This window comes from Falsiroseomonas frigidaquae (genome assembly GCF_012163145.1).
Classification (GTDB): domain Bacteria; phylum Pseudomonadota; class Alphaproteobacteria; order Acetobacterales; family Acetobacteraceae; genus Falsiroseomonas; species Falsiroseomonas frigidaquae.
Genome location: NZ_JAAVTX010000002.1, coordinates 432,833 through 456,137 on the forward strand (window position 1 = coordinate 432,833; position 23,305 = coordinate 456,137).

General features: G+C 70.4%; 26 protein-coding genes. 7 read left to right on the forward strand and 19 right to left on the reverse strand.

Annotation, left to right across the window (positions count from 1 at the left end; all coding sequences use genetic code 11):
- The first annotated feature begins 50 nt into the window (after positions 1-50).
- Positions 51-938, forward strand: a complete 888-nt coding sequence (locus HB662_RS06460; protein ID WP_168048386.1) for a LysR substrate-binding domain-containing protein — start codon at positions 51-53, stop codon at positions 936-938.
- On the opposite strand, the gene HB662_RS06465 is transcribed toward HB662_RS06460, so the two are convergent.
- The 18 genes from HB662_RS06465 to rpsF all read right to left on the reverse strand — a co-directional run bounded on the left by HB662_RS06465 (position 935) and on the right by rpsF (position 17,162).
- Entirely contained in the window at positions 935-1,525 is a 591-nt protein-coding gene (locus HB662_RS06465) for a TetR family transcriptional regulator (RefSeq protein ID WP_168048388.1), read from the reverse strand. The genes HB662_RS06460 and HB662_RS06465 overlap by 4 nt on opposite strands.
- Positions 1,526-1,534: 9 nt before the next feature.
- Positions 1,535-2,527, reverse strand: coding sequence for an aldo/keto reductase (locus HB662_RS06470; protein WP_168048390.1), 993 nt, complete (start codon positions 2,525-2,527; stop codon positions 1,535-1,537).
- A gap of 92 nt (positions 2,528-2,619) precedes the next feature.
- On the reverse strand, positions 2,620-3,357 hold the full coding sequence (locus HB662_RS06475; protein WP_168048392.1) for an SDR family NAD(P)-dependent oxidoreductase: 738 nt from the start codon (positions 3,355-3,357) through the stop codon (positions 2,620-2,622).
- 20 nt (positions 3,358-3,377) lie between these two features.
- Positions 3,378-4,850: an amidophosphoribosyltransferase gene (gene purF / locus HB662_RS06480; RefSeq protein ID WP_168048394.1), complete on the reverse strand. Its 1,473-nt coding sequence runs from the start codon at positions 4,848-4,850 to the stop codon at positions 3,378-3,380.
- A gap of 9 nt (positions 4,851-4,859) precedes the next feature.
- Positions 4,860-5,420 carry a CvpA family protein gene (locus tag HB662_RS06485; protein ID WP_168048396.1) on the reverse strand — a complete coding sequence of 187 codons (561 nt, stop codon included), beginning with the start codon at positions 5,418-5,420 and terminating at the stop codon, positions 4,860-4,862.
- Positions 5,421-5,475: 55 nt separating this feature from the next.
- Entirely contained in the window at positions 5,476-6,450 is a 975-nt protein-coding gene (locus HB662_RS06490) for an NAD-dependent epimerase/dehydratase family protein (protein WP_168048400.1), read from the reverse strand.
- Between the two features lie 116 nt (positions 6,451-6,566).
- Complete coding sequence (radA, locus tag HB662_RS06495; RefSeq protein ID WP_168048402.1) at positions 6,567-7,994, reverse strand: DNA repair protein RadA; 1,428 nt, start codon at positions 7,992-7,994, stop codon at positions 6,567-6,569.
- A 3-nt stretch (positions 7,995-7,997) separates the two neighbouring features.
- Positions 7,998-8,690: an RES domain-containing protein gene (locus tag HB662_RS06500; RefSeq protein ID WP_168048404.1), complete on the reverse strand. Its 693-nt coding sequence runs from the start codon at positions 8,688-8,690 to the stop codon at positions 7,998-8,000.
- On the reverse strand, positions 8,687-9,112 hold the full coding sequence (locus HB662_RS06505) for an antitoxin Xre-like helix-turn-helix domain-containing protein (RefSeq protein WP_168048406.1): 426 nt from the start codon (positions 9,110-9,112) through the stop codon (positions 8,687-8,689). The genes HB662_RS06500 and HB662_RS06505 overlap by 4 nt, the downstream gene beginning before the upstream one ends.
- 66 nt (positions 9,113-9,178) lie before the next feature.
- Positions 9,179-9,973 carry an ABC transporter ATP-binding protein gene (locus tag HB662_RS06510; protein ID WP_168048409.1) on the reverse strand — a complete coding sequence of 265 codons (795 nt, stop codon included), beginning with the start codon at positions 9,971-9,973 and terminating at the stop codon, positions 9,179-9,181.
- Positions 9,970-10,755 carry an MlaE family lipid ABC transporter permease subunit gene (locus HB662_RS06515; protein WP_168049380.1) on the reverse strand — a complete coding sequence of 262 codons (786 nt, stop codon included), beginning with the start codon at positions 10,753-10,755 and terminating at the stop codon, positions 9,970-9,972. Before HB662_RS06515 ends, HB662_RS06510 begins: the two co-directional genes overlap by 4 nt.
- 19 nt (positions 10,756-10,774) lie before the next feature.
- Positions 10,775-11,866, reverse strand: a complete 1,092-nt coding sequence (alr, locus tag HB662_RS06520; RefSeq protein WP_245185477.1) for an alanine racemase — start codon at positions 11,864-11,866, stop codon at positions 10,775-10,777.
- Entirely contained in the window at positions 11,856-13,394 is a 1,539-nt protein-coding gene (locus HB662_RS06525; protein WP_168048415.1) for a replicative DNA helicase, read from the reverse strand. The genes alr and HB662_RS06525 overlap by 11 nt, the downstream gene beginning before the upstream one ends.
- A 78-nt stretch (positions 13,395-13,472) precedes the next feature.
- Positions 13,473-14,696: an SAM-dependent methyltransferase gene (locus tag HB662_RS06530; RefSeq protein WP_168048417.1), complete on the reverse strand. Its 1,224-nt coding sequence runs from the start codon at positions 14,694-14,696 to the stop codon at positions 13,473-13,475.
- 151 nt (positions 14,697-14,847) lie between these two features.
- A complete protein-coding gene (gene rplI, locus HB662_RS06535; RefSeq protein WP_168048419.1) occupies positions 14,848-15,420 on the reverse strand; it encodes a 50S ribosomal protein L9 in 573 nt (190 codons plus the stop codon).
- Between the two features lie 11 nt (positions 15,421-15,431).
- Positions 15,432-16,361 carry a hypothetical protein gene (locus HB662_RS06540; protein ID WP_168048421.1) on the reverse strand — a complete coding sequence of 310 codons (930 nt, stop codon included), beginning with the start codon at positions 16,359-16,361 and terminating at the stop codon, positions 15,432-15,434.
- Positions 16,362-16,388: 27 nt separating this feature from the next.
- On the reverse strand, positions 16,389-16,676 hold the full coding sequence (gene rpsR / locus HB662_RS06545) for a 30S ribosomal protein S18 (RefSeq protein ID WP_168048423.1): 288 nt from the start codon (positions 16,674-16,676) through the stop codon (positions 16,389-16,391).
- Between the two features lie 6 nt (positions 16,677-16,682).
- Complete coding sequence (gene rpsF, locus HB662_RS06550) at positions 16,683-17,162, reverse strand: 30S ribosomal protein S6 (RefSeq protein WP_168048425.1); 480 nt, start codon at positions 17,160-17,162, stop codon at positions 16,683-16,685.
- Between the two features lie 249 nt (positions 17,163-17,411).
- On the opposite strand from rpsF, the gene fabD reads away from it, so the two are divergent.
- From fabD to fabG, 3 genes are read left to right on the forward strand one after another with little or no spacing between them, the layout of a single operon-like run.
- Positions 17,412-18,371, forward strand: a complete 960-nt coding sequence (fabD, locus tag HB662_RS06555) for an ACP S-malonyltransferase (RefSeq protein ID WP_168048428.1) — start codon at positions 17,412-17,414, stop codon at positions 18,369-18,371.
- A gap of 8 nt (positions 18,372-18,379) precedes the next feature.
- Positions 18,380-19,291 carry a GNAT family N-acetyltransferase gene (locus HB662_RS28755; RefSeq protein WP_342449456.1) on the forward strand — a complete coding sequence of 304 codons (912 nt, stop codon included), beginning with the start codon at positions 18,380-18,382 and terminating at the stop codon, positions 19,289-19,291.
- Positions 19,291-20,028 (forward strand): 3-oxoacyl-[acyl-carrier-protein] reductase, encoded by a 738-nt coding sequence (gene fabG / locus HB662_RS06570; RefSeq protein ID WP_168048430.1) that lies wholly within the window; start codon positions 19,291-19,293, stop codon positions 20,026-20,028. The genes HB662_RS28755 and fabG overlap by 1 nt, the downstream gene beginning before the upstream one ends.
- A gap of 111 nt (positions 20,029-20,139) precedes the next feature.
- Here fabG and HB662_RS06575 read toward each other — a convergent pair whose 3' ends face one another.
- Complete coding sequence (locus HB662_RS06575; RefSeq protein ID WP_168048432.1) at positions 20,140-20,343, reverse strand: DUF1127 domain-containing protein; 204 nt, start codon at positions 20,341-20,343, stop codon at positions 20,140-20,142.
- A gap of 365 nt (positions 20,344-20,708) precedes the next feature.
- On the opposite strand from HB662_RS06575, the gene HB662_RS06580 reads away from it, so the two are divergent.
- Genes HB662_RS06580 through mltG form a run of 3 tightly spaced genes read left to right on the forward strand, consistent with a single transcriptional unit; the run spans position 20,709 to position 23,304 of the window.
- Positions 20,709-20,948 carry an acyl carrier protein gene (locus HB662_RS06580; RefSeq protein ID WP_092963667.1) on the forward strand — a complete coding sequence of 80 codons (240 nt, stop codon included), beginning with the start codon at positions 20,709-20,711 and terminating at the stop codon, positions 20,946-20,948.
- A gap of 36 nt (positions 20,949-20,984) precedes the next feature.
- Positions 20,985-22,274, forward strand: a complete 1,290-nt coding sequence (gene fabF, locus HB662_RS06585; RefSeq protein ID WP_168048434.1) for a beta-ketoacyl-ACP synthase II — start codon at positions 20,985-20,987, stop codon at positions 22,272-22,274.
- 52 nt (positions 22,275-22,326) lie between these two features.
- Positions 22,327-23,304, forward strand: a complete 978-nt coding sequence (gene mltG, locus HB662_RS06590) for an endolytic transglycosylase MltG (protein WP_168048436.1) — start codon at positions 22,327-22,329, stop codon at positions 23,302-23,304.
- Position 23,305: the final 1 nt, after the last annotated feature.

The following is a 23,305-nucleotide window of genomic DNA, read 5'->3' on the forward strand; positions in this document are numbered from 1 at the left end:
TCTGCCCCCCGCTTGGCGCCCCCGGTAGCAACCCATTAAGGTGCCGAGGCATGAGCCTACCTCAAGGCGTCTCCGGCCTTCCCCTCCAGGCGCTCCGCGTCTTCGACGCAGCCGCGCGCCACCTGAACATGGCCCGCGCGGCGGAGGAGCTGGGCGTGACGCAGGGCGCGATCAGCCGCCAGGTGAAGTCGCTGGAGGACCAGCTCGCCGAGCCGCTGTTCCTGCGCGGCCCGCGCGGCCTGAAGCTGACCGAGGCCGGCGACCTGCTGGCCGATTACGTCCGGCGCGGCTTGGAACAACTCGAGGCGGGGCTGTTCCGCATCGGCCAACCGCGCTCCCGCACCACCCTGGTGGTGAACGCCGCCCGCACCTTCGCCATGCGTGTCCTGGCGCCGCGCATCGCGGATTTCACGCGGCAGCATCCCTGGATCGAGCTGCGGCTGGAGACGCATCGCTACTTCGCGCAGCTGCATGGCGCCGATGTGGATGTGGCGATCCGCGCCGGTGCCGGCGACTGGCCCGGCCATGTGGTGCGCCCGCTGACGCGGGAGGTGCTGTTCCCCGTCTGCGCCCCCGGCTACCTGCCCCAGAACCTGGCGCCGGCCGAGGCCATCGCCCAGGCCACCCTGCTGCACTACGCCGAACGCCCGCATTGGCGCGACTGGCTGCTGGCCGCCGGGCTGGACCCGGCGCTGGCTGCCCCCGGCCCGCGCTTCGACGAGACCGCCCTGGCGCTGGCCGCCGCCGAGGCCGGCCAGGGCCTGGCGGTTGGCTGGGGCATATTGGTGGCGGATGCGCTGGCCGCCGGGCGGCTGGTGCGGCCTTTTCCCGAAACGCTGGATGATGGCACCGGCTACCATCTGGTGATGACGGAGATGGCCTCTCGCCGCTCCACCGTGCTGGCCTTCGGCGCCTGGCTGCAGGCGGCGCTGGCTTAACCCAGGCCGCGCACCAGCACCGCCAGCAGCGCATCCAGCCGCGCCTCGGCACCCGTATCACCGGCCTGTTCGCGGACATGGTGCGGGTGGTGGAAGCGCAGCGTCGCCTCCAGCAGCAGCGTCGCGGTGGCCTCGGGGTCGGCCAGACTCCAGGCCCCCTGCGCCTGCCCCTGGCGCAGGATGGTCGCCAGGTGGCGGCGCAGGGTCGCGACATGGGCGGCCACCGCGTCCCGGTGCTCCTCCGCCAGCAGGTGATAGGCGGCGAAAAGCTCCGGGTCGCCGAGCACCTTCTGGCGCTTCAGCCCGGCCAGGGTGCGGATGTACTGGGCAATCCGCTCCGGCGCCGGCGCCGCGCCGGTGACGATCGGCTCCAGCGGTTCCACCACCGCATGCAGCCAGCGCGCCACCACCGCTTCCCGCAGCGCCGCCTTGCTGGGGAAGTGGCGATAGACATTGCCATGGCTCATGCCGAGCGCCCGGGCGACATCAACCACCGTCGCCTTGGCCGGGCCGTGGCGGCGGATCAGCGCCTCCGCGGCGTCCAGCATGCGGGTGGCGGCGGGGTCGGGACTCGGGTCGTCGGTCATGCGCCCTTGTCAGGCGGCCGGGCGCTCGCTGTCCAGCATGGCCATCTGATGCGCGTCGTAGCGGGTGCCGGCCACGGCCTCCGCCGGCACCGCCGCCTCCAGCGCCGCGACCTCCGCCGGGGTCAGGCGCAGCTCCAGCGCGCCCAGCGCCTCGGCCAGGCGTTCCGGGCGGCGGGCGCCGACCAGGGGGATGATGTGCGGCCCCTTCGCCAGCACCCAGGCGATGGCCATCTGCGCCGGCGTCGCGCCGCGTTCCTCGGCCAGCGCGGCCACCGCCGCGGCCAGGGCCTGGTTGCGGGCCAGGTTCGCGCCCTGGAAGCGGGGCGAATGGGCGCGGAAGTCGCCGCGCCCGCCCGGCAGGCTGCCGCCCAGCAGGCCGCGGGACAGCACGCCATAGGGGTTCAGGGCGATGCCCAGCTCCTCCAGCAGCGGCATGATCGCCGCCTCCGGCCCGCGCGACATCAGCGAATATTCGATCTGCAAGGCCGCGATCGGGTGGGTGGCATGGGCGCGGCGGATGGTGGCCGGGCCCATCTCGGACAGGCCGATGTGGCGCACATGGCCGGCTGCCACCAGCTCCGCGATCGCGCCCACCGTCTCCTCGATCGGCACGGCGGGGTCGAGGCGGGCGGGCTGGTACAGGTCGATATGGTCGGTGCCGAGGCGCTTCAGCGTATAAGCCAGCGCGGTCTTCACCGCGGCGGGGCGCGTGTCGAAACCGATGAAGGCGCCGGAGGGGTCGCGCTGCGCGCCGAACTTCACGGCGAGGAAGGCGCGGTCTCGCCGGCCGCCCCGCAGCGCCTCCCGCAGCAGCATCTCATTGTGGCCCATGCCGTAGAAATCGCCGGTGTCGAGCCAGGTGATCCCGGCATCCTGCGCGGCATGGATGGTGGCGATGGAGGTGGCCTCATCGGCCGGGCCGTAGAAATCGGACATGCCCATGCAGCCGAGGCCGATTGCGGAAATGCGGGGGCCCTGCGGGCCGAGATTGCGGAACAGCATGATGCGTCACTCCGTCACTGGTGTGACGAGGAGATACGCCCGCTTATGACGAATGACAATAGACAGATTTTGTCATTCTCCTGACCAACACCTCACCCCTGTCGAAAGAGCACCCGCTGCCCGTGCCGGGTTTCCTCCGGCAGGCACAGCGCGGCGATGGCCGGCGCCACCTCCTCGGGCTGGGTCAGCGTGGCGGGGTCCTCGCCCGGCATCGCCTGCGCGCGCAGCCGCGTGGCGACGACATCCGGGTCGAACAGGTTCACCCGCAGCTTCGTTCCGGCGACTTCCTCCGCCCAGCTCTGCACCAGATGCTCCATGCCCGCCTTGGTCGCGCCGTACATGCCCCAATAGGCCTTGGGCCGCAGCACCCGCCCGGTGGTGACGAAGACGGCGCGCCCGGCCTCCGCCGCACGCAGCGGCGGGTCGCAGGTGCGGATCAGGCGCCAGGCCGCGGTCAGGTTCACCCCCACCGTCTGCGCCCAATCCTTCGGGTCGATATGCGCCACCGGCGTCAGCTTGTTCAGCACGGCGGCGTTGTGGACCAGGATATCCAGCCGCCCGAAGCGCTCCATGATCGACGGCCCGATCAGGTCGAGCTGCTTCTCGGCATCCTTGTGCAGGTCGAGCGGCAGCAGCGTGGCGCCACGGCCGGAGACGGCGCGGATCGCGTCATCCGTCTCCTCCAGACCGCCCTGGGTGCGGGCGATGAGGACAAGCTGCGCGCCCATCCGCGCCAGCTCCACCGCCAGCGCGGCGCCGATGCCGCGGGAGGCGCCGGTGACCAGCGCGACCCGATCTTCAAGGGGACGGTTCTCGAGGGGAAGGCTCACTTGCGTATCCTGAGCAGGCGTCAGCGGTTGGCGACCTGCAGCAGCGGCAGCGGGCGCTCGGAATTGTCCTGCTGGTCGAGCAGCGGAATGGCGTAGTCGCCGGTGAAGCAGGCATCGCAATAGGCCGGCGCCGCCGGGTCCCGCCCATCCCGGCCGAGCGCGCGGTACAGCCCGTCCAGCGAGATGAAGGCCAGGCTGTCGGCGCCGATGATGTTCGCCATCTCCGCCACGTCGTGGTTCGCCGCCAGCAGCTTGGCGCGTTCCGGCGTGTCGATGCCGTAGAAGCAGGAATGCGTGGTGGGCGGGGAGGAGATGCGCATATGCACCTCGGTCGCGCCCGCCTGGCGCACCATCTCCACGATCTTGCGGCTGGTGGTGCCGCGGACGATGGAATCGTCCACGAGAACGACGCGCTTGCCCTCGATCATGCTGCGGTTGGCGCTGTGCTTCAGCTTCACGCCGAGGTTGCGGATCTGGTCGGTCGGCTCGATGAAGGTGCGGCCGACATAGTGGTTGCGGATGATGCCGAGTTCGAAGGGTATGCCGGCTTCCGCCGCATAGCCCATCGCCGCCGGCACGCCGCTATCCGGCACAGGGACGATGACATCCGCCTTGACGCCGGATTCACGCGCCAACTCGGCGCCGATGCGCTTGCGCGTGTCATAGACCGGCGTGCCCTCGACGATGGAATCGGGGCGCGCGAAGTAGATGTATTCGAAGATGCAGAAGCGCGGGCTGGACGGCCGCGCGAAGGGGCGGATGGAGCGCACGCCGGAATCGTCGATCAGCACGATCTCGCCCGGTTCCACGTCCCGCACGAAATCGGCGCCGACGATGTCCAGGCCGCAGGTCTCGCTCGACAGCACGAAGCCGCCGGCCGGCAGCTTGCCGAGCACCAGCGGCCGCACACCCAGCGGATCCCGCGCACCCAGCAGCGCGCCATTGTGCAGCGCGACCAAGCTGTAGGCGCCCTGTACCTGCTTCAGCGCATCGATCAGCCGGTCCATCACCGTCGAGTAGAGCGAGATGGCGATGAGGTGGATGAACACCTCGCTGTCCGTGGTGGACTGGAACAGGCAGCCGCGGCGGACCAAGGCGCGCTTCAGCACATGCGCGTTGGTCAGGTTGCCGTTATGCGCCACCGCGAAGCCGCCGAATTCGAAATCGGCATACAGCGGCTGCACGTTGCGCAGCGCCGTCTCGCCGGTGGTGGCGTAGCGGTTGTGGCCGAGTGCCGCATGGCCCGGCAGGCCGGCGATGACGGCGGCGTTGCTGAAATTGTCGCCCACCAGGCCGCGGCCCTTATGGGCGTGGAACTGCCCCTGGCCGGCCAGGGAGACGATGCCCGCCGCCTCCTGCCCCCGGTGCTGCAGCGCGTGCAGGCCGAGCGCCGTCAGGGCCGCCGCATCCGGGCTGCCCCACACGCCGACCACGCCGCATTCCTCATGCGGATGGTCGTCGTCACCGATATCCCACTGGCTGGCCTGGGTCATGCGAATCCTTCAGATCCGGCTGCGCGCGGGGGGGCGAAGCAGCTGGTCCATGCTCGGTTCCTGGCGGCCCGTGCCATCCGGCAGGCGCGGGCGGAAATCATCCGGCAGCTTTTCCACCACCCAGGCCGCGCCCTGTGCCGCGAATGGCAGGGAACGCGCCTGGCGAACCGGTTCAGGCCAGCGATCGCTGTCCGGCAGCACCAGCCCGGCCACGATATAGGCGATCACGACAATGAAAGCACCCCGCGCCAGTCCGAAGAGCAGCCCGAGCACGCGATCCACGCCACCCAGGGCCGAGCGCTGCACATGGCCCGCCAGCCAGGCGATCAGCAGCTTGAGCACCACCAGCACCAGCAGGAATACCACGCCCACCGCGACGCCGGTCGCCAGCCAGGGAGGTTCCACATATTGCCCGGCCAGCGGCGTCACCGCCGGCTCCGCCAGGATGGCCGCGACGATGGCGCCCGCCCAGGCGCCGACGCCCAGAACCTCGCGCACCAGGCCACGGAAATAGGCGAGCCCTGCCGAAAGCAGGCACACCGCGAGGATGACGGCATCAACCCAGGTCATTGCGGCAGCCTATAGCGGGCGGGGGTGCGGGTGTCATGCCACCCGCGCTCGCGGGTCACACGCCATGCCAGTCGCGGAACCAGGCGACGAACTTCGGAATGCCCTCGGACAGCGCGGTGGTCGGCGCGAAGCCGGCCAGCTTCTGGATGGCGGAGATGTCGGCAAAGGTCTCCTCCACATCCGCCACCGGCCTCGGCGCGTCCTGGATGATCGCGCGGCGGCCGAGACCTTCCTCCAGCAGCCGCACCAGGGTCAGCACCCGCTCCGCCCGGTTGTTGCCGATGTTCAGCAGCCGCGCGCGCTCTCCGGGGCCCGGCGGGTGGGCCATGCAGCCGATCACGCCCTGCACGATGTCGTCGATATAGGTGAAGTCGCGCTTCAGCTCGCCGCCCTCATACAGCGTGATCGGCTCGCCGGCCGCGATCGCCTTGGCGAAGCTGTAATAGGCCATGTCGGGCCGGCCCCAGGGGCCATAGACGGTGAAGAAGCGCAGGCCGGTCTGCGGCAGGCCGTAGATGTGGCTGTAGGCCTGGCCGATCAGCTCATCCGCCCGCTTGGTCGCGGCATAGAGCGAGACGGGCAGTTCCACCGGATCCGTCTCCCGGAACGGCAGCCGGGTATTGCCGCCATAGACCGAGGAGGAGGAGGCGTAGACCAGGTGCCGCAGCTTCGGCATGCGTCGCGCCGCCTCCAGCATCACCACATGGCCCATGACGTTCGACGCCACATAGGCGTAGGGGTCGATCATCGAGTAGCGAACCCCAGCCTGGGCGGCGAGGTGGATGACCTCCGTGATCTCCTCCATCTCCGGCGCCAGGCCGGCGAAGACGGCGTCGCGGTCCGCCAGGTCCAGGCGCAGGAAGGTGAAGCCGGGCTGCGGCTTCAGCCGGGCCAGCCGGGCCTCCTTCAGGGAGACGTCATAGTAGCTGTTGACGTTGTCGAGCCCGACGACGCGTTCGCCACGCGCCAGCAACGCGGCGGCGACATGCGAGCCGACGAACCCGGCAACGCCCGTGACGAGAATCGCCATCCGGTCCTCATTCCCTCAAACCCAGCTGAACGTCAGGTCAAAAAAGCTGTCCGGATCGCGAAATGCGATGCCGGGCTCTGGTGCAGCGCAGTACCGCCGTCACCAGGGCCTTCGCGTCAAGCCTTGCCGGCCGCGGGCTGTTCAAGATTCGCTCGCCGCTTGACCGTCTGGGCCGCGAAGACGGCCACGAGATCGGCCAGATGCCCGGTCTCCGACAGCTTCAGGCCCGGCAAGGCGGGCGGCGTGGAGCTGCCGCGCGCCACGCGGCGCGGCAGGGTGGCGGCGGTGAAGCCCAGCTTCTGCGCCTCCCGCAGCCGGGTTTCCGCCTGGCTGACCTGACGCACCTCGCCGGACAGCCCGACCTCGCCGAAATAGACGGCGCCCGGATCGGTCGGCCGGTCGGTCGCCGCCGAGATCAGCGCCGCCGCCACGGCGAGGTCCGCCGCCGGCTCCGCGATCCGCAGCCCGCCTGCGACGTTCAGGTAGACGTCGTTCTGGCCGACGCCGAGGCCGCAGCGCGTCTCCAGCACCGCCAGCAGCATCGCCAGCCGCCCGGAATCCCAGCCCACCACCTGCCGCCGCGGGCTGCCGCCGGCGGAAGGGGAAAGCAGGCACTGCACCTCCACCAGCACCGGCCGCGTGCCCTCGATGCCCGCGAAGACCGCACTGCCGGAGACATTGCCGCGGCGCTCCGCCAGGAACAGGGCGGAAGGATTCGCCACTTCCACCAGGCCGCGCTCGGTCATCTCGAAGACGCCGATCTCGTCGGTGGCGCCGTAGCGATTCTTCACAGCCCGCAGGATGCGGAACTGGTGGCCGCGGTCGCCTTCGAAATACAGCGTGGCGTCCACCATGTGCTCCAGCACCCGCGGCCCGGCCAGCGTGCCTTCCTTGGTGACGTGGCCCACCAGCACGATGGCGAAGCCGCGCGCCTTGGCCAGCCGGATCAGCTCCGCCGCACAGGCGCGCACCTGGCTGACGGTGCCGGGCGCGGAATCCAGCGCGTCGAGCCAGACGGTCTGGATGGAGTCGATGATGACCAGCGCCACATCGCCCTCCCCTTCCAGGCTGGCGACGATGTCGCGCAGGCTGGTGGCGGCGGCCAGGCCCATCGGGCTGTCGGTCAGGCCGAGCCGGGCGGCGCGCAGCCGCACCTGCTCCACCGCCTCCTCGCCCGAGATGTACAGGCTGCGGCGGCCGGAACTCGCGATGCGCGCCGCCGCCTGCAGCAGGATGGTGGATTTGCCGATGCCCGGATCGCCGCCCACCAGCACGGCAGAGGCCGGCACCATGCCGCCGCCGAGCACCCGGTCCAGCTCCGCGATGCCGGTGAGAATCCGGGCCGGCGGTGCGGATTTCCCCTTCAGCCCGACGAATTCCACCCGCCGCCCACCGGCCGCCTTGGCCGCAGGGCCGGGGCCGCGCTGTTCGGCGACCTCCTCGGACAGCGTGTTCCACTCGCCGCAGGCATCGCAGCGGCCCTGCCACTTGGTATGGGGGGCGCCGCAGGCCTGGCAGACGTAGCGTGTCGTGGGCTTGGCCATGGTTCAGGCGCTGACCTGTTCAATATGAGGGGCGGGACGCCCCGACCATCGCAGGCGCCAGATGGCCCCCTGCGCCGGGGATTGCACCGCATGGGGCCACAGCGCCACCAGGCAGGTGCCGCCCGGATCGCGGACCGAGGGATACAGGATGCCGTTATGGCCGGCCTGCATCACCTGCGCCGCCAGCGCATTGCCGGCCGGGTAGCCGATCGCGGCATCCGGATGCAGGCAGTCGGGCGTCGGCTGCGCCTCGCGCAGGTCGAGGAAGGCGCCGGCGAAGGCCGCATGCATCTCCACATAATCCACCTCCGCCTCATAGACGCCCGTATCGGCCAGGTGCCCGGTCAGGTGGAAGGCGACCTCCGCCATGGCGGTACGCACCGCCAGCGCGGCGTACCAGGCACCCCGCTCCGGGCCGTTGAAGCGGTTCAGGCCGCGCGGCCGGGCATAGGCGAAGGCTGCGTTGACGAAGGCGGCATGCGGCACGCGCGCCACCAGATCCTCCGGCGGCAGGCCGGGAAGCAGGCCCGTGGCGGCGTTCAGCCGCGCGCTCGTGGCGCCCTCCAGCGCGGCCAGCAGGGCGAACTCCTCATCCGTGTCGATCAGCGCGCGCAGCACCGACTCCCGCAGGCGGGCAGTGCTGACCAGGCGGATGGTGCGCGGCAGCGCCTCCGTGCGAACCGGAAAACCGTTCACAAGCCGCCGCGCATGGCATCCACATGGCGCCGCGCCTCGATCAGGCGGGGGATGCCACCCTCGATCATCGCCGTCACCGGCGACAGGCCGCCGAATAGCGGGTTGCGGTTGGGCAGGCGCGGCCAGCGATCCGCCATGCCATCCGCGAACAGCAGGTGCAGCGCCTTGAACACGCCGATAAGGGCGGAGGCGCGGGTCAACTGGTCCTGCGACAGCGTGCCGGCCCAGCGCCCGGCGCGCATGCGGTCCCAGGTGGTGGTGGAGACGCCGAGCAGGGAAGCAGCCTCCTGCCCCGTCAATTGCCAGGCTTCCGCCAACCGCAGCAGCGCCTTCAGCGCGACCGGGGTGAAGCGTCCCCGCTCGGCCTCGCTGGAAAAGCTGGGCGGCGGCGCCACGGGCTGGACAAGGGTCTGGACCTGCATCGCAATCTCCATCTGATGCACAAGATGGCACCAGATGGGGTTCGGTTCAAGTTTTGTTCGCAGAGGCTACTTGCGCAGCTCCATCTGGATCGGCCCCTCGCGCTCGCCGCGCGCGAACTGGTCCACCATGGCGTTCCCCGTATCGCCAAGGCTGCGCGCCTCGCCGCGCCAGATGATCCGTCCCTTGTGGATCATCGCCGCGTCGTCGCCGATGCGCCGGGCGCTCGCCATGTCGTGGGTGATGGACACCGCCGTGGCGCCCAGGCGCTTCACCACATCGACGATCAGCCCGTCGATCACGGCGCCCATGATCGGGTCGAGGCCCGTGGTCGGTTCGTCGAAGAAGATGATGTCGGGCTCCGCCGCGATCGCCCGGGCCAGGCCGACGCGCTTCTGCATGCCGCCCGAAAGCTCGCTGGGCGAAAGGTCGCCGACGCTGGCGGCAAGACCCACCTGGGCCAGCACCTCCGCCGCCTTGTCGCGGGCGGCGCGGCGGCTGATGCGGCCCTGGGCGAGCAGCTTGAAGCACACATTCTCCCAGACCGGCAGGCTGTCGAACAGCGCGCCGTTCTGGAACAGCATGCCGATGCGGTCGTTCACCTCTTCCCGCTCCCGCCGCGACAGCGTCGCCACGTCGCGGCCGTCGATCTCGATCAGCCCCTCATCCGGCGGGATCAGGCCGAGGATGCATTTCAGCGTGACCGATTTGCCGGAGCCCGAGCCACCCAGGATCACCATGGAATGCCCCGGGCGGATCTCGAGGTCGACGCCGTCGAGCACCACCTTCGACCCGAAGGACTTGCGCAGCCCGGCCAGCCTGATCTTCGGTGTGCTCATCGTGCCCTGGCGCGTGGATATCATCGGCTGAACAGCACTGCGGTCAGCACGTAGTCCACTGCCAGGATCAGGATGGAGGAGGCCACCACGGCGGAGGTCGTCGCCCGGCCCACGCCCTGCGCGCCGCCGCCGGACCGGTAGCCGGACCAGCAGCCCATCAGCGTGATGATGAAGCCGAACACCGCCGCCTTGATCAGGCCGGAAACCACATCCGCCACCTGCAGGAAATCGAAGGTCGCCTTGAGATAGGCGCCCGATCCGAAGCCCAACTGCTGCGTGCCGATCAGCCAGCCACCCATCACGCCCAGCGTATCGGCGACGATCACCAGCAGCGGCAGCGCCAGCGTGCCGGCCAGCAGCCGTGGTGCGACCAGGTATTTCATCGGGTTGGTGGAAAGCGTGGACAGCGCATCGATCTGGTCGGTCACCCGCATGGTACCGATCTCGGCGGCGAAGGCGGCACCGATTCGGCCGGCCACCATCAACCCGGCCAGCACCGGGCCCAGTTCGCGGGTGATGGACAGCACCACCACATTCGCCACCGCCCCTTCCGCGTTGAAGCGGGCGAAGCCGGTATAGGATTGCAGGGCGAGCACCATGCCGGTGAACACCGCCGTCAGCGCCACCACCGGCAGGCTGAACCAGGCGATCTCGATGAAGGCCTTGAGGAACAGCCTTCCATAGAAGGGTGGCCGCACCAGATGGCTGATTGCCTCTGCCGCGAACAGGGCGATGGCGCCGGTGCCGCGCAGCAGGCCGATGACGAGGCGGCCGAGCGCTGCGACCGGGTCCAGGATGCGATCCACCAGGGTGCGATCCAAGATCTCAGGCGCCGCCAATGTATCGGCGCTGGTAGCGGTGGCCGAGCGAGGTCAGCACCTCATAGCCGATGGTGCCGCAGCGGGCGGCGATGTCGTCCGGCGTATTGCCCGCGCCGCCAACCAGCATCATCCTGTCGCCAGGGCGCAGTTCAGGGAAATCCGTCGCGTCGAACGTTGTCAAATCCATCGAGACCCGGCCTATCAGCGGCACGGCACGGCCCTGGAACAGCGCCAGGGACCGGCCGGACAGGCTGCGAAGGTAGCCATCGGCATAGCCCGCCGCAACGGTAGCCACCCGCACGTTCCGTGGCGCCGTGTAACCGGCCCCGTAGCCCACCGTGTCGCCGGCCGCGATGTCGCGGACCTGCAGCACCGGGACTTGCAGCTCAACCACCTGGCGCATCGGGTTGGGCGCGGCGGGGGTCGGGTTGATGCCGTATAGCGCGCAGCCCGGCCGGGCGAGATCGGACCGGAACGCCGCGCCCAGGAACAGGCCGGAGGAATTGGCGAAGCTGCGCGGCACGGCCGGGGCGATGATGGCAGCCGCCGCGGCGAAACGCCCGGCCTGCGCCGCATTCAGCGGATGCGCCGGCTCATCGGCGCAGGCCAGGTGGGTCATCACGAAGCGCAGGTCGAGCCCGGCCAGCCGGGCCCGGTCCTGTCCCAGCCGCGCCTGTTCCCCGGCATCCAGCCCGAGGCGGGACATGCCGGTATCCAGGTGCAGCAGCGCCGGCTGCGGCACGCCGGCCGCCCGGCCCGCCGCCGCATGCGCCTCGACATCGCCCAGGCCGTTGAGCACGGGCCAGAGCCCGGCATCCTCATCCGCCCCCGGTGCGAAGCCGTTCAGCACGATGATGGCCGGCCCGGCGCCGAGCGCGGCCCGCAGCGCCACGCCCTCCGTCAGATGCGCCACGAAGAAGGTCTGGCAGCCGGCCGCATGCAGGGCGCGGGCGACCGGTGCGGCACCCAGCCCATAGCCATCCGCCTTCACCACCCCGGCGCAACTCGCGTCGTGCCGCGCGGAAAGGTCGCGCCAATTGGCGACGACCGCCCCGAGATCGACGGTCAGCACCCCCTGCCCCGTATCAATCCCCATAGCCGCCATCATGCTGGGTATCGAGGTCGCCGAAGCGGGTGAACTCGGCCTCGAAAAACAGGCGGATGGTGCCGGTGGGGCCGTGGCGCTGCTTGGAGACGATGAGCTCCGCCTTGTTGTGGGCGTCCTCCATGTCCTTCTGCCACTTCTCCACCGCCTCGCTGAACTTTTGCGGGTTGTCGAAGGTCAGTTCCTTCGGCTGGCGCTGCTGCAGGTAATATTCGTCGCGATAGATGAACATCACGACGTCGGCGTCCTGCTCGATGGAGCCGGATTCGCGCAGGTCCGAAAGCTGCGGCCGCTTGTCCTCACGCTGCTCGACGGCGCGGGAAAGCTGCGACAGGGCGATGACGGGGACCGAAAGCTCCTTGGCGATGGCCTTCAGCCCCTGGGTGATCTGGCTGATTTCCTGCACCCGGTTCTCCGGCTTGCTGCCCGCCGCCGGCCGCATGAGCTGCAGGTAGTCGACGATGATCAGGTTCAGCCCCTTGGTCCGCTGCAGCCGCCGACAGCGGGTCCGCAGCGCGGAGATGGTGATGGCCGGCGTGTCGTCGATGAACAGCGGCAACTGCTGCAATTCGCGGCTGACTTCCAGGAACTTGTCGAAGTCGCGCTGGCTGATTTCGCCGCGGCGGATGCGGTCGCCCGAGATCCGGCTTTCCTCGGACAGCAGGCGGGTGGCCAACTGGTCGCAGGACATTTCCAGCGAGAAGATCGCCACGCCGCCGCGCGGCACGCTGTTCGGGTCCTTCTCCTTCGCCTCGCGCAGGATCGCCCGCGCGCCGCCGAAGGCGACCTTCACCGCCAGCGCGGTCTTACCCATGCCGGGTCGCCCCGCCATGATCAGCAGGTCCGACGGGTGCAGGCCGCCCAGCTTCGCATCCAGGTCGCGCAGCCCAGTAGACAGGCCGGCGACGCCGCCGGGGTTGGAGAAGGCCTTCTCGGCATGCTGCACGGCGGTGGAAAGCGCGCGTTCGAAGGACACGAAGCCGCCGCCCGATTCGCCGGCGCGGGACAGGTCGAACAGCGCCTGTTCGGCGCTTTCCATCTGCAGCTTGCCGTCCAGCTCCGGCTCCGCCCCGAAGGCGCGGTTCACCATCACCTCGCCGAGGTCCACAAGCTGCCGGCGCAGCCAGGCGTCATGGATGACGCGGCCATACTCGCCGGCGTTGATCACGCCAACCATGGCGGTCAGCAGCTGGCCGAGATAGGCGGAGCCGCCGACCTCATCCAGCAGGCCGGAATGTTCGAATTCCGCGCGCAGCGTCACCGCATCGGCCAGGTGCCCGGCCTCGATGCGGCGCTGGATGGCGGCGAAGATGCGGCCATGCACCACATCGGCGAAGTGGTCGGCCGCCAGGAACTCGGAGACCCGCTCATAGGCCTTGTTATTGGCCAGCAGCGCGCCGAGCAGCGCCTGCTCGGCTTCCAGATTGGCAGGAGGCAGGCGCTGGGACAGGCCGAGCAGCCCGTCGCCGCCGCCGAAGCCGGCGAGGGGGGAGGCGGAATTGGAACCAAAGGTGTTCATCACCCCAGTCTAACCCGTCGCCCGAGTCGCGCGCGCCCCACCCTGCCTGTGGATCACTGTGGATAACGGGGGTGGATTTCAGCGGCCATCCGAAAACTCCGGTGCCAGCGCCCGCTCCGCCTCCGTCATGTAGTCGCGCGTCAGCGGCAGGGCATCCAGCCGCCGGGTCAGCTGCAACTGCCAGTTCAGCAATCCGCCCCGGCGGAAGCTGGCCTCGCTGGCGGCCAGGTAGAATTCGAACATGCGGCAGAAGCGCTCGTCATACAGGGATTGGATGGCGTCCCGGTTGGCGGCGAAGCGGCGGCGCCACTCGCGCAGCGTCAGGGCGTAGTGCAGGCGCAGGATCTCGATATCGGTGGCGAACAGCCCGCTGCGCTCCACCGCCGGCAGCACCTCGGACAGCGCCGGGGAATAGCCGCCGGGGAAGATGTACTTGGCCAGCCAGGGGTTGGTGCTGCCCGGCCCGTCGCAACGGCCGATCGCATGCACCAGCGCCACGCCATCCGGCTTCAGCGCGCGATGGATGGTGCGGAAGAAGGCCGGGTAGTTGGTGATGCCGACATGCTCGAACATGCCGACGGAGACGATGCGGTCCACCGGCCGGGTCCAGTCGCGATAGTCCATCAGCTCGAAGCGGCAGCGATCGGCCAGCCCGGCTTCCTCCGCCCGGCGCCGCGCCTCCGCCAGCTGTTCCTCGGACAGGGTGATGCCGGTGACATGGGCGCCGTGGTCGCGCGCCAGGGTCAGCGCCAGGCCGCCCCAGCCGCAGCCGATATCCAGCACCTCCTGCCCCGGCTGCAGGCGCAGCTTGGCGGCGATATGGCGCTTCTTGGCGGCCTGGGCTTCCTCCAGCGTCTCGGCGCCGGTGGGGTAGTAGGCGCAGGAATATTGCCGGTCCCGGTCGAGGAACAGGGCGTAGAGCCGTCCGTTCAGGTCGTAGTGGTGCGCCACGTTGCGCCGGGCACGGGGGGCCGGGTTGAACTGGTCGATCCGCCGCCGCCCGCGGCGCCACAGCGCCAGGACCTGCTCCACCGGATGCGTGCTGCCATGCACCCAGTTGGCCATCAGCAGTTCCAGCAATTCCAGCAGCCGGCCTTCCAGCGGCAGGATACTGCCATCCATGTAGGATTCGCCGAAGGTCAGGCCGGGATTGGTCACCAGCCGCCATTCGGCACGCCGGGTCAGGATGCGGAAGCCGGCTTCCGGCCCCTCGCCATCGCCATAGTGGCGGATGCGGCCGTCAGGATAATGGACGGTCAGGCGGCCATGGCGGATGGCCCGGGACAGCATCGCGTGCAGCATGTGCGACCCCCTGCGGGGTCACGCATGTCCTGCACCGGACCCCAACCGGGGTCCGATATGACAAGCCGGAGACAGGAATTCCAGCAAAGCCCGCCGGAAGCCCTGCCACATTTTCGCGCGCAGCCGGGCCGAAGCCCGGTGCGTCGCGAAATCAGTCGCGGTCGGCGGCGGCGCCCAGCTCGGCCAGCTCGGCGGCCAGCTCGGCCTCCAGGCTTTCCTCTTCCGCCTGGTCGGCGGCGCGCAGATCCTCGCCGCGAGCCTGCTTCTCGGCTTCCTCGGGCGAACGGGCGACGTTCACGCCGACTTCGATCACCACTTCCGGGTGCAGCGCCACGCGCACCGGCGTCATGCCGAGCTGCTTGATCGGCTGCTCCAGCAGGATCTGGCTGCGCTCCAGCGTCAGGCCGCTGCCCTTGCAGGCATCCGCGATGTCGCGGCCGGAGACGGAGCCGTACAGGCCACCGCTCTCGCCGGCGGAGCGGATGATGACGACCGTCAGGCCGTGCACCCGTTCCGCCACGCGCTCCGCCTCGCCACGGCGCTTCAGGTTCTGGGCCTCGAGCTGGGCGCGCTCACGCTCGAACCGCGCGAGGTTGTCCTTGTTCGCGCGGATCGCCTTGCCCTCGGGCAGCAGGAAATTGCGCGCATAGCCTGGGCGGACCTTCACCAGCTCGCCCATCTGGCCGAGCTTTTCGACCCGCTGCATCAGGATGACTTCGATCATGGCTGCACCGTTCAGCTTCGGGGGGGCGCAACGCGCCGGGCCCGTGTTCCAATGAGAATGTCGTAGAACCCGTACCCCGCGACGCCGAGCGCCACCGGGACGGACAGGATCAGCAGCGCGGCATAGGCGCCGCCCAGCAGGAATGCGCGGCCGCTGAAGGCGGCCGTGGCGCGATGCAGGCCGGCCAGGCCGTGCAGGAAGACCGGCACCAGCAGCACCAGCAGCAGCGACAGGGTCACGGCATCGCCGCCCTCCTCCGCCGCCAGCCAGAAGCCGGCCGCGATCGCGGGCAGCAGCGGGTACCAGCCGGGCAGCCGCGCCTCCCGCCAGGCCGGCGCGGTGGGGATCACCTGGGCGCGGACCAGCAGGGCGGCAGCGGCCGCGGCATTCACCAGCAGCGCCAGCGCCACCCAGAAGCCGATGGCCGCGGCCTTGACCCGCACCAGCTCCTCGACCAGCCCCTCATGCGCCGGCAGGCCCATGCGCTGAAGGCCGGTTTCGGCCGCCGCGCGCATCGCCCCTTCCAGCCCGCCGGGCGAGTCGCCCAGCAGGAAGGCCGCCAGCAGCACGCCGGCCGCCGGGATCAGCCCGAGCAGGACGAAGGCCAGCCCCAGGCCAGGGCCGGCAGCCAGCACAAGCAGGGCCGCCGGCACGCCGAACAGCGCCAGGAACAGGCCGAGGCCCGCCCCGCTGCCCAGCACCAGCAGCACCAGGCTGGCCAGCCCGACCGCCGCCAGCACGGCGAAGCCGCCGAAGCCGATGCCCGCCATGAACAGCGGCAGGGAAACCAGCCACAGCGCGAAGGCCCCGCCCGGCAGGCCCCGGAAGGCCCAGAGGCAGAGCACCGACGCGATGAGGCCGGCCGCCAGGGCGGCAAGCAGGCGCGGGTCGGACGCGATGCGCCCGTCCTGCCCCATCTCCTGCCCTGGGTTGCCTGCCATCATGCTGTCCTCGGCCGCGCCGCGTGATCAGTCGTTGATCACGTAGGGCAGCAGCGCCAGGAAGCGCGCGCGCTTGATGGCGTTGGCCAGCTCGCGCTGCTTCTTGGCGGAGACCGCCGTGATGCGGCTCGGCACGATCTTGCCGCGCTCGCTCAGGAAGCGGGACAGCAGACGCACGTCCTTGTAGTCGATCTTCGGCGCGTTCGGGCCGGAGAAGGGGCAGGACTTGCGGCGGCGATAGAACGGCCGGCGGGCACCGACGGCGGGGCGCCGCGCGGCGGGGTTCAGCGAGGTCTCTTCGTTATGGTCGGACATGATGAATTACTCCTCGCCGCCGGGGCCGCCATCGAGCTCGTCGCGCGGACGGGCACGGAATTCCTCACGGTCGTCACGCTCGCGCCCGCCGGTGCGGCCGGAGCTGAAGCGGCCGGCCGGGCGCGGGCCGCGGAAGCCGCGGTCACGCTCGCGGTCGTCGGAGCGGCGCGCCAGGATGGCGGACGGCGCATCGTCGATCGCCTCGATCCGCAGCGTCAGGCTGCGCAGCACGTCCTCGTTCAGGCCGAGCTGGCGCTCGACCTCGAGCAGCGCGGACGGCGTCGCGTCCAGGCCGAGGAGCATGTAATGGGCCTTGCGGTTCTTCTTGATGCGGTAGGCGAGGCCACGGAGGCCCCAATATTCCCGCTTCTTGATCTCGCCGCCGTTCAGTTCGGTGAGGGTCGCCTGCACCTGGTCGGCAATCGCCTCGACCTGGGCCTGCGTAACGTCGTTGCGTGCAATCAGCACGCATTCATACAAGGGCATCCGATTCCCTCCGGCTGTCTCAGCCCTGCGGCCCCGGGCACAATGCCTGGGACGCGCGCAAACGGGCATAGCCAGGACCGATGCCTCGGGTCCCGGCAGGGGAGCGCGGCGTAAAGCACGCGCGGGGGGTTCGGGGCAAGCAGTTTCGACTCGGATGGCCGCCCCGGCGCGTGGCAACCCTTGACGCCGCCGCCCACACCGCCCTAGGCCGCGCGACCGCCTCACGACAGATCGCACGGACCGAGAAAAATGGCGCTCGCCTTTACCTTCCCCGGCCAGGGCAGCCAGTCCCCCGGCATGGGTCGCGACCTCGCAGCCGCATTCCCCGCCGCGCGCGAAGTGTTCCAGGAAGTCGACGACACGCTGAACCAGAAGCTGTCCCGGCTGATGTTCGAAGGCCCGCCGGAGGAACTCACCCTCACGGCAAATGCGCAGCCGGCGCTGATGGCGATGTCGCTGGCGGTGCTGCGGGTGCTGGAGCAGGAAGGCGGCTTCGAGCTGAAGTCCCGCGTTGCGCTGGTGGCCGGCCATTCGCTCGGCGAGTATTCGGCGCTGGCCGCCGCCGGCAGCCTCAGCCTGTCCACCACCGCCCGCCTGCTGCGGCTGCGCGGCGAGGCGATGCAGAAGGCGGTGCCGGCCGGCGAAGGCGCCATGGCCGCGCTGCTCGGCGCCGAGGCCGAGCAGGCCGGGGCGATCTGCGCCGCGGCGGCGGAAGACCCGGTCACCGGCGCCCGCCAGGTGGTGCAGGTGGCGAATGACAATGGCGGCGGGCAGATCGTCATCTCCGGCCATGCCGCGGCCGTGGATCGAGCCATCGAGGGCGCCAAGGCCGCCGGCGTGAAGCGCGCGATGAAGCTGCCGGTCTCCGCCCCGTTCCACTGCGCGCTGATGGCGCCCGCCGCCGACGCGATGGCCGAGGCGCTGGCGGCGGCCGAGATGCGGGCGCCGCTGGTGCCCCTGGTGGCCAATGTCTCCGCCGCCAAGGCGACCGACCCGGTGGAGATCCGCGACCTGCTGGTGCGCCAGGTCACCGGCACGGTGCGCTGGCGCGAATGCATCCTGGCGATGGGCGCGATGGGCTGCGAGCGGTTCGTGGAAATCGGCTCCGGCCGGGTATTGACCGGGCTGATGAAGCGGCTGGCGCCGGACGCCACCGCAAGCGCCATCGGCACGCCGGCGGATATCGAAGCCTTCCTCAAGTCGCTTTGAGCGCCGGGGTGACCCCCGGGGTGGGCCACTGGTTCGACCTCACCTCCCAGCCCAGCGCGGAGGAGGAAAAGGCGGTCCGGGACGCGCTATGGCAGTACAACGCCTCGGCCGGCCATCCGCGCGACCGCCAGGGGCTGTCCCTGCTGCTCCGCGATGCGGATGGCACCGTCATCGGCGGGCTGCTCGGCGCCACGGGCTGGAGCTGGCTCTATGTCGAGAACCTGGTGGTGCCGGCCGAACTGCGCGGCGCCGGCTGGGGCGCCCGGCTGATGCGGGCGGCGGAGGATGAGGCGCGGCGGCGCGGCTGCACCGGCATCCGGCTCGACACCTACAGCTTCCAGGCGCGCGGCTTCTACGAGGGGCTCGGCTTCGCCGTGGTCGGCCAGATCGAGGATTGCCCACCGGGCCAGACCCGCTTCACCATGACCAAGCGGCTCGATCGCCCCGAAGCCGCTTCGGAGCCTTGGCCAGATGGCGCCGCGCCGCGCGTCACCATCACGCAGACCGCGGCACAGGCCGACCCGGTGGTGCCCGTGCTGCTGGCCGGCCTGACCGCCCACGCCGCGCCGCAGGCCGGGCCGCCCGACGCCGAGACGCTGAACCTGGTGGTGCGCGCGCCCGGCGAGGCGGCGCCGCTCGGCGGCCTGCAGGCGCGAATCTTCTACCGCTGGATGTACATCAGCCTGTTCCACCTGCCGGAGACGCTGCGCGGCCAGGGGCTCGGCCGCGCCCTGCTACAGCGGGCCGAGGCGGTGGCCCGCGCGCGGGGCTGCACCGGCATCTGGCTCGACACATTCAGCTTCCAGGCGCGGCCCTTCTACGAATCCTGCGGCTTCGGGCTGTTCGCCACGCTGCCGGATTGCCCGCCCGGCCATGCCCGGCACTATCTGATGAAACGTCTCACGGACGGAGAAGCCTGATGTTCGACCTCACCGGCAAGGTGGCGCTGGTCACCGGCGCCACCGGCGGCATCGGCGCCGCCATCGCCACGGCGCTGCATGCACAGGGCGCCAAGGTGGCGATCACCGGGCGGCGGGAGGCGGAGCTCGCCGCGCTGGCCGAAACTCTTGGCGACCGCGTGCTGGTGGCGCCCGCCGACCTGGCCGACCCGGCCGCCCCGGCCGCGCTGGTGGAGACCGTGGAGGCGGGCCTCGGACCGCTGGAAATCCTGGTGAATAATGCCGGCTTCACGCGTGACATGCTGGCGCTGCGGATGGGCGATGCCGATTGGAACGCGGTGCTGGAGGTGGACCTGACCGCCCCCTTCCGGCTGGCCCGCGCCGCGCTGCGCGGCATGATGAAGCGCCGCGCCGGGCGGATCATTTCGATCGCCAGCATCGTCGGCGTCACCGGCAATGCCGGCCAGGCGAACTACGCCGCCGCCAAGGCCGGGCTGATCGGCATGAGCAAGTCGCTCGCCCAGGAAGTGGCGACACGTGGCGTCACAGTGAACGTGGTGGCACCGGGCTTCGTGAAGACCGCGATGACGGACGCGCTGCCGGAAGCCGCCCGCACGGCGCTGCTGACCAGGATCCCGACCCAGCGCATGGGCGCGCCGGAGGATGTCGCCGCGGCCGTCACCTACCTCGCCAGCACCGAGGCCGGCTGGGTGACCGGCCAGACCATCCATGTGAATGGCGGCATGGCGATGATCTGAGGCGCTTCCGGCGTGGGCCGCCGGCCCCGGCCTGGATTTGCTGCCGCCGGCCCCGGCGTGGATTTGCTGCCGCCGGCCCCGGCCTGGATTAGCCGCCGGCCCTGGACCGGATCAGCGGCGGTCCCCGACGAGGCGCTGCGCCTCCTCCCGCGTCAGTCCGATGTCGCGCAGCAGATGCGCGTCATAGCTGCGAAGGTCGTCGCGCCAGGGCTGGTACAGATCGCTGAACCACAGCGCCAGGCGCCGCAGGATGGTGGCGGGGGCGGGGCGCGCGGAGGCATTGGCCGCCTTGGCGGCCGCGAGGCTGGTGGACATGGCGTATTTCCTTGAGTTGTGGGCCGGCTGGCGGGCCCGTGCCGCTGCGGCTTATGCCAGCGTCCGGTTTCACCCAGGCTTCGGACACGCGTCACCCGTGTTTCGCGGCGCATCCGTGCATTTCACAGTCGCGCTATCGGGCCGGGCGGCGTGGCGCGGCTGACACAGGCGGCCCTGGCCGCCGCTCCGGCACGCTTCTTCGGCAGGAAAGCCGCAGTTGGCGGTGCCCGACCGCTTGCGTAGCGCGTCCGCCTAGGCCAAGTGACGCTTCCATGTTAAGCCGCGCCGCCCCGGACCCCGATCGAGGGATTCCAGGTTCCGGGCGGCCCGACGCGCACGGCACGACCAGCAGGAGACATCGCGGGATGAGCGACACCGCCGACAAGGTGAAGAAGATCGTTGTGGAGCACCTCGGCGTCGAGGAGTCGAAGGTGACCACCGAGGCGTCGTTCATCGACGATCTGGGCGCGGACAGCCTCGACACCGTCGAGCTGGTGATGGCCTTCGAGGAGGCCTTCGGGGTCGAGATCCCGGACGACGCGGCCGAGAAGATCACGACCGTCAAGGACGCGATCGACTACATCGAGAAGCAGAAGTCCGCCTGATTTCGAGCGTTTAAGACTTAGGTAGGGGAAGCAGCGGTGTTCGGTCATCTCGTTGCGCCGCGGCGCGTCGTCGTCACGGGCATGGGTATCGCCTGCCCGCTCGGACTGGGTGTGGAGAATGTCTGGAAGCGCATGCTGGCCGGCGAAAGCGGGCTGGCGGCGATCCAGAATTTCGACACCAGCGCCCTGCCGGCCAAGATCGCGGGCCAGGTGCCGCTGGGCACAAGGTCCGAGGGCAAACTCGACATCAACGAGTGGATCCCGGTCAAGGACCAGAAGAAGATGGACCGCTTCATCCAGCTCGCGCTGGTGGCGGCCACGGAAGCGGTCGAGGATAGCGGCTGGAATCCTGGCGAGGACCAGGAGGAAGAACGCTGCCGCACCGGCGTGATGATCGGCTCGGGCATCGGCGGCCTGCCGACCATCTACGAAGCCTCGACGCTGATCCAGCAGGGCAAGACGCGGCGGATCTCGCCCTTCTTCATCCCCTCCGCGCTGATCAACCTGGCTTCCGGCCACGTTTCCATCAAATACGGCTTCAAGGGCCCGAACCACGCCGTCGTCACCGCCTGCGCCACCGGCGTGCATGCGCTGGGCGACGCGGCGCGGCTGATCGCGCTGAACGACGCCGACGTCATGGTCGCCGGCGGGGCCGAGGCCGCGGTCGCGGAGATCGGCATGGCCGGCTTCTGCGCCTCCCGCGCCCTGTCCGTCGGCTTCAACGACAACCCGACCAAGGGCAGCCGCCCCTGGGACCGCGACCGCGACGGCTTCGTCATGGGCGAGGGTGCCGGCGTGCTGGTGCTCGAGGAGCTGGAGCACGCCAAGGCGCGCGGCGCCAAGATCTACGCCGAGGTGATCGGCTACGGCATGTCCGGCGACGCCTACCACATCACTGCGCCCACCGAGGATGGCGACGGCGCCTTCCGCGCCATGCGCGCGGCGCTGAAATCCGCCAGCCTGCAGCCCTCGCAGATCCAGTACGTCAACGCGCATGGCACCTCCACGCCGATGGGCGACGATCTGGAATTGCAGGCGGTGGAGCGGCTGTGGGGCGACGAGGCCAAGAACCTCGCCATGTCCTCCACCAAATCGGCCATCGGGCACCTGCTGGGTGCGGCCGGCGCGGTGGAAGGCATCTTCTCCATCCTGGCGATCCGCGACAGCGTGGCGCCGCCGACGCTGAACCTGGAGAATCCGTCCCGCGAGAGCCCGATCGACCGGGTGGCGCTGGAAGCCCAGCCCCGCAAGATCGACACGGTGCTGTCCAACAGCTTCGGCTTCGGCGGGACCAATGCCAGCATCATTTTCCGCAAGGCCGGCTGACGTTACGTCCAACCGCCTTGCCAGGGGTGGCGTCCGGCGCCAGTCATAGCCCATGCGCCGACTGATCGCCCTGCTGCTTCTCCTGCTGTTCCTGGCCGCCGGTGCCGGGGGGGCCTTCTGGTATGCGCGGGAGCAATGGACCGCGCCCGGCCCGCTGGCCGAACCGGTGCAGATGGTGGTGCCGCGCGGCGGCACTGCCGCCATCGCCGATGCGCTGGCCGAGCGCGGCATCATCGCCCAGCCGCTGCCCTTCCTCGCCGCCACCTGGCTGACCCGCTCCGAGGGCCCGCTGCGCGCCGCGGAATTCCAGTTTCCGGCCCGCGCCAGCCTGTGCGAGGTGCTGCACGTGCTGCGGGATGCCCGCCCGGTGCAGCGCCGCCTGACCATCCCGGAAGGCCTGACCGTGCAGCAGATCACCCGGCTGCTGGAGGCGGCGGAGGGCCTGGTGGGTGACACGCCGAGCTTCGCCGAGGGCGAGATCCTGCCCGAGACCTATGCCTATCAATGGGGCGACAACCGCGCCGCCCTGCTGCGCCGGGCGAAGCAGGCGATGGACCAGGCGCTGGCCGAGATCTGGGCCGCACGCGCCGAGAACCTGCCGATCGACACGGCGCGGGAAGCCCTGATCCTGGCCAGCATCGTCGAGCGTGAAACCGGACAGCGCGAGGAACGCGCCCGAGTCGCCGGCGTCTTCATCAACCGCCTGCGCCGCGGCATGCCGCTGCAGTCCGACCCCACGGCCGCCTATGCCGCCGCGGATGGCGGCGTGCTGGAACGGGCGCTGACCCGGGCGGACCTCGACCGCGACCACCCCTTCAACACCTACCGCATCCGCGGCCTGCCGCCCGCCCCCATCGCCAGCCCGGGGCGGGAGGCGCTGCGCGCCGTGGCGCGGCCGGAAGCCACGGACTACCTGTACTTCGTCGCCGACGGCACCGGCGGCCACGCCTTCGGCCGCACGCTGGAGGAGCACAACCGCAACGTGGCCCGCTGGCGGGAGATCGAGAGGTCCCGCGCCAACCCGCGATGAC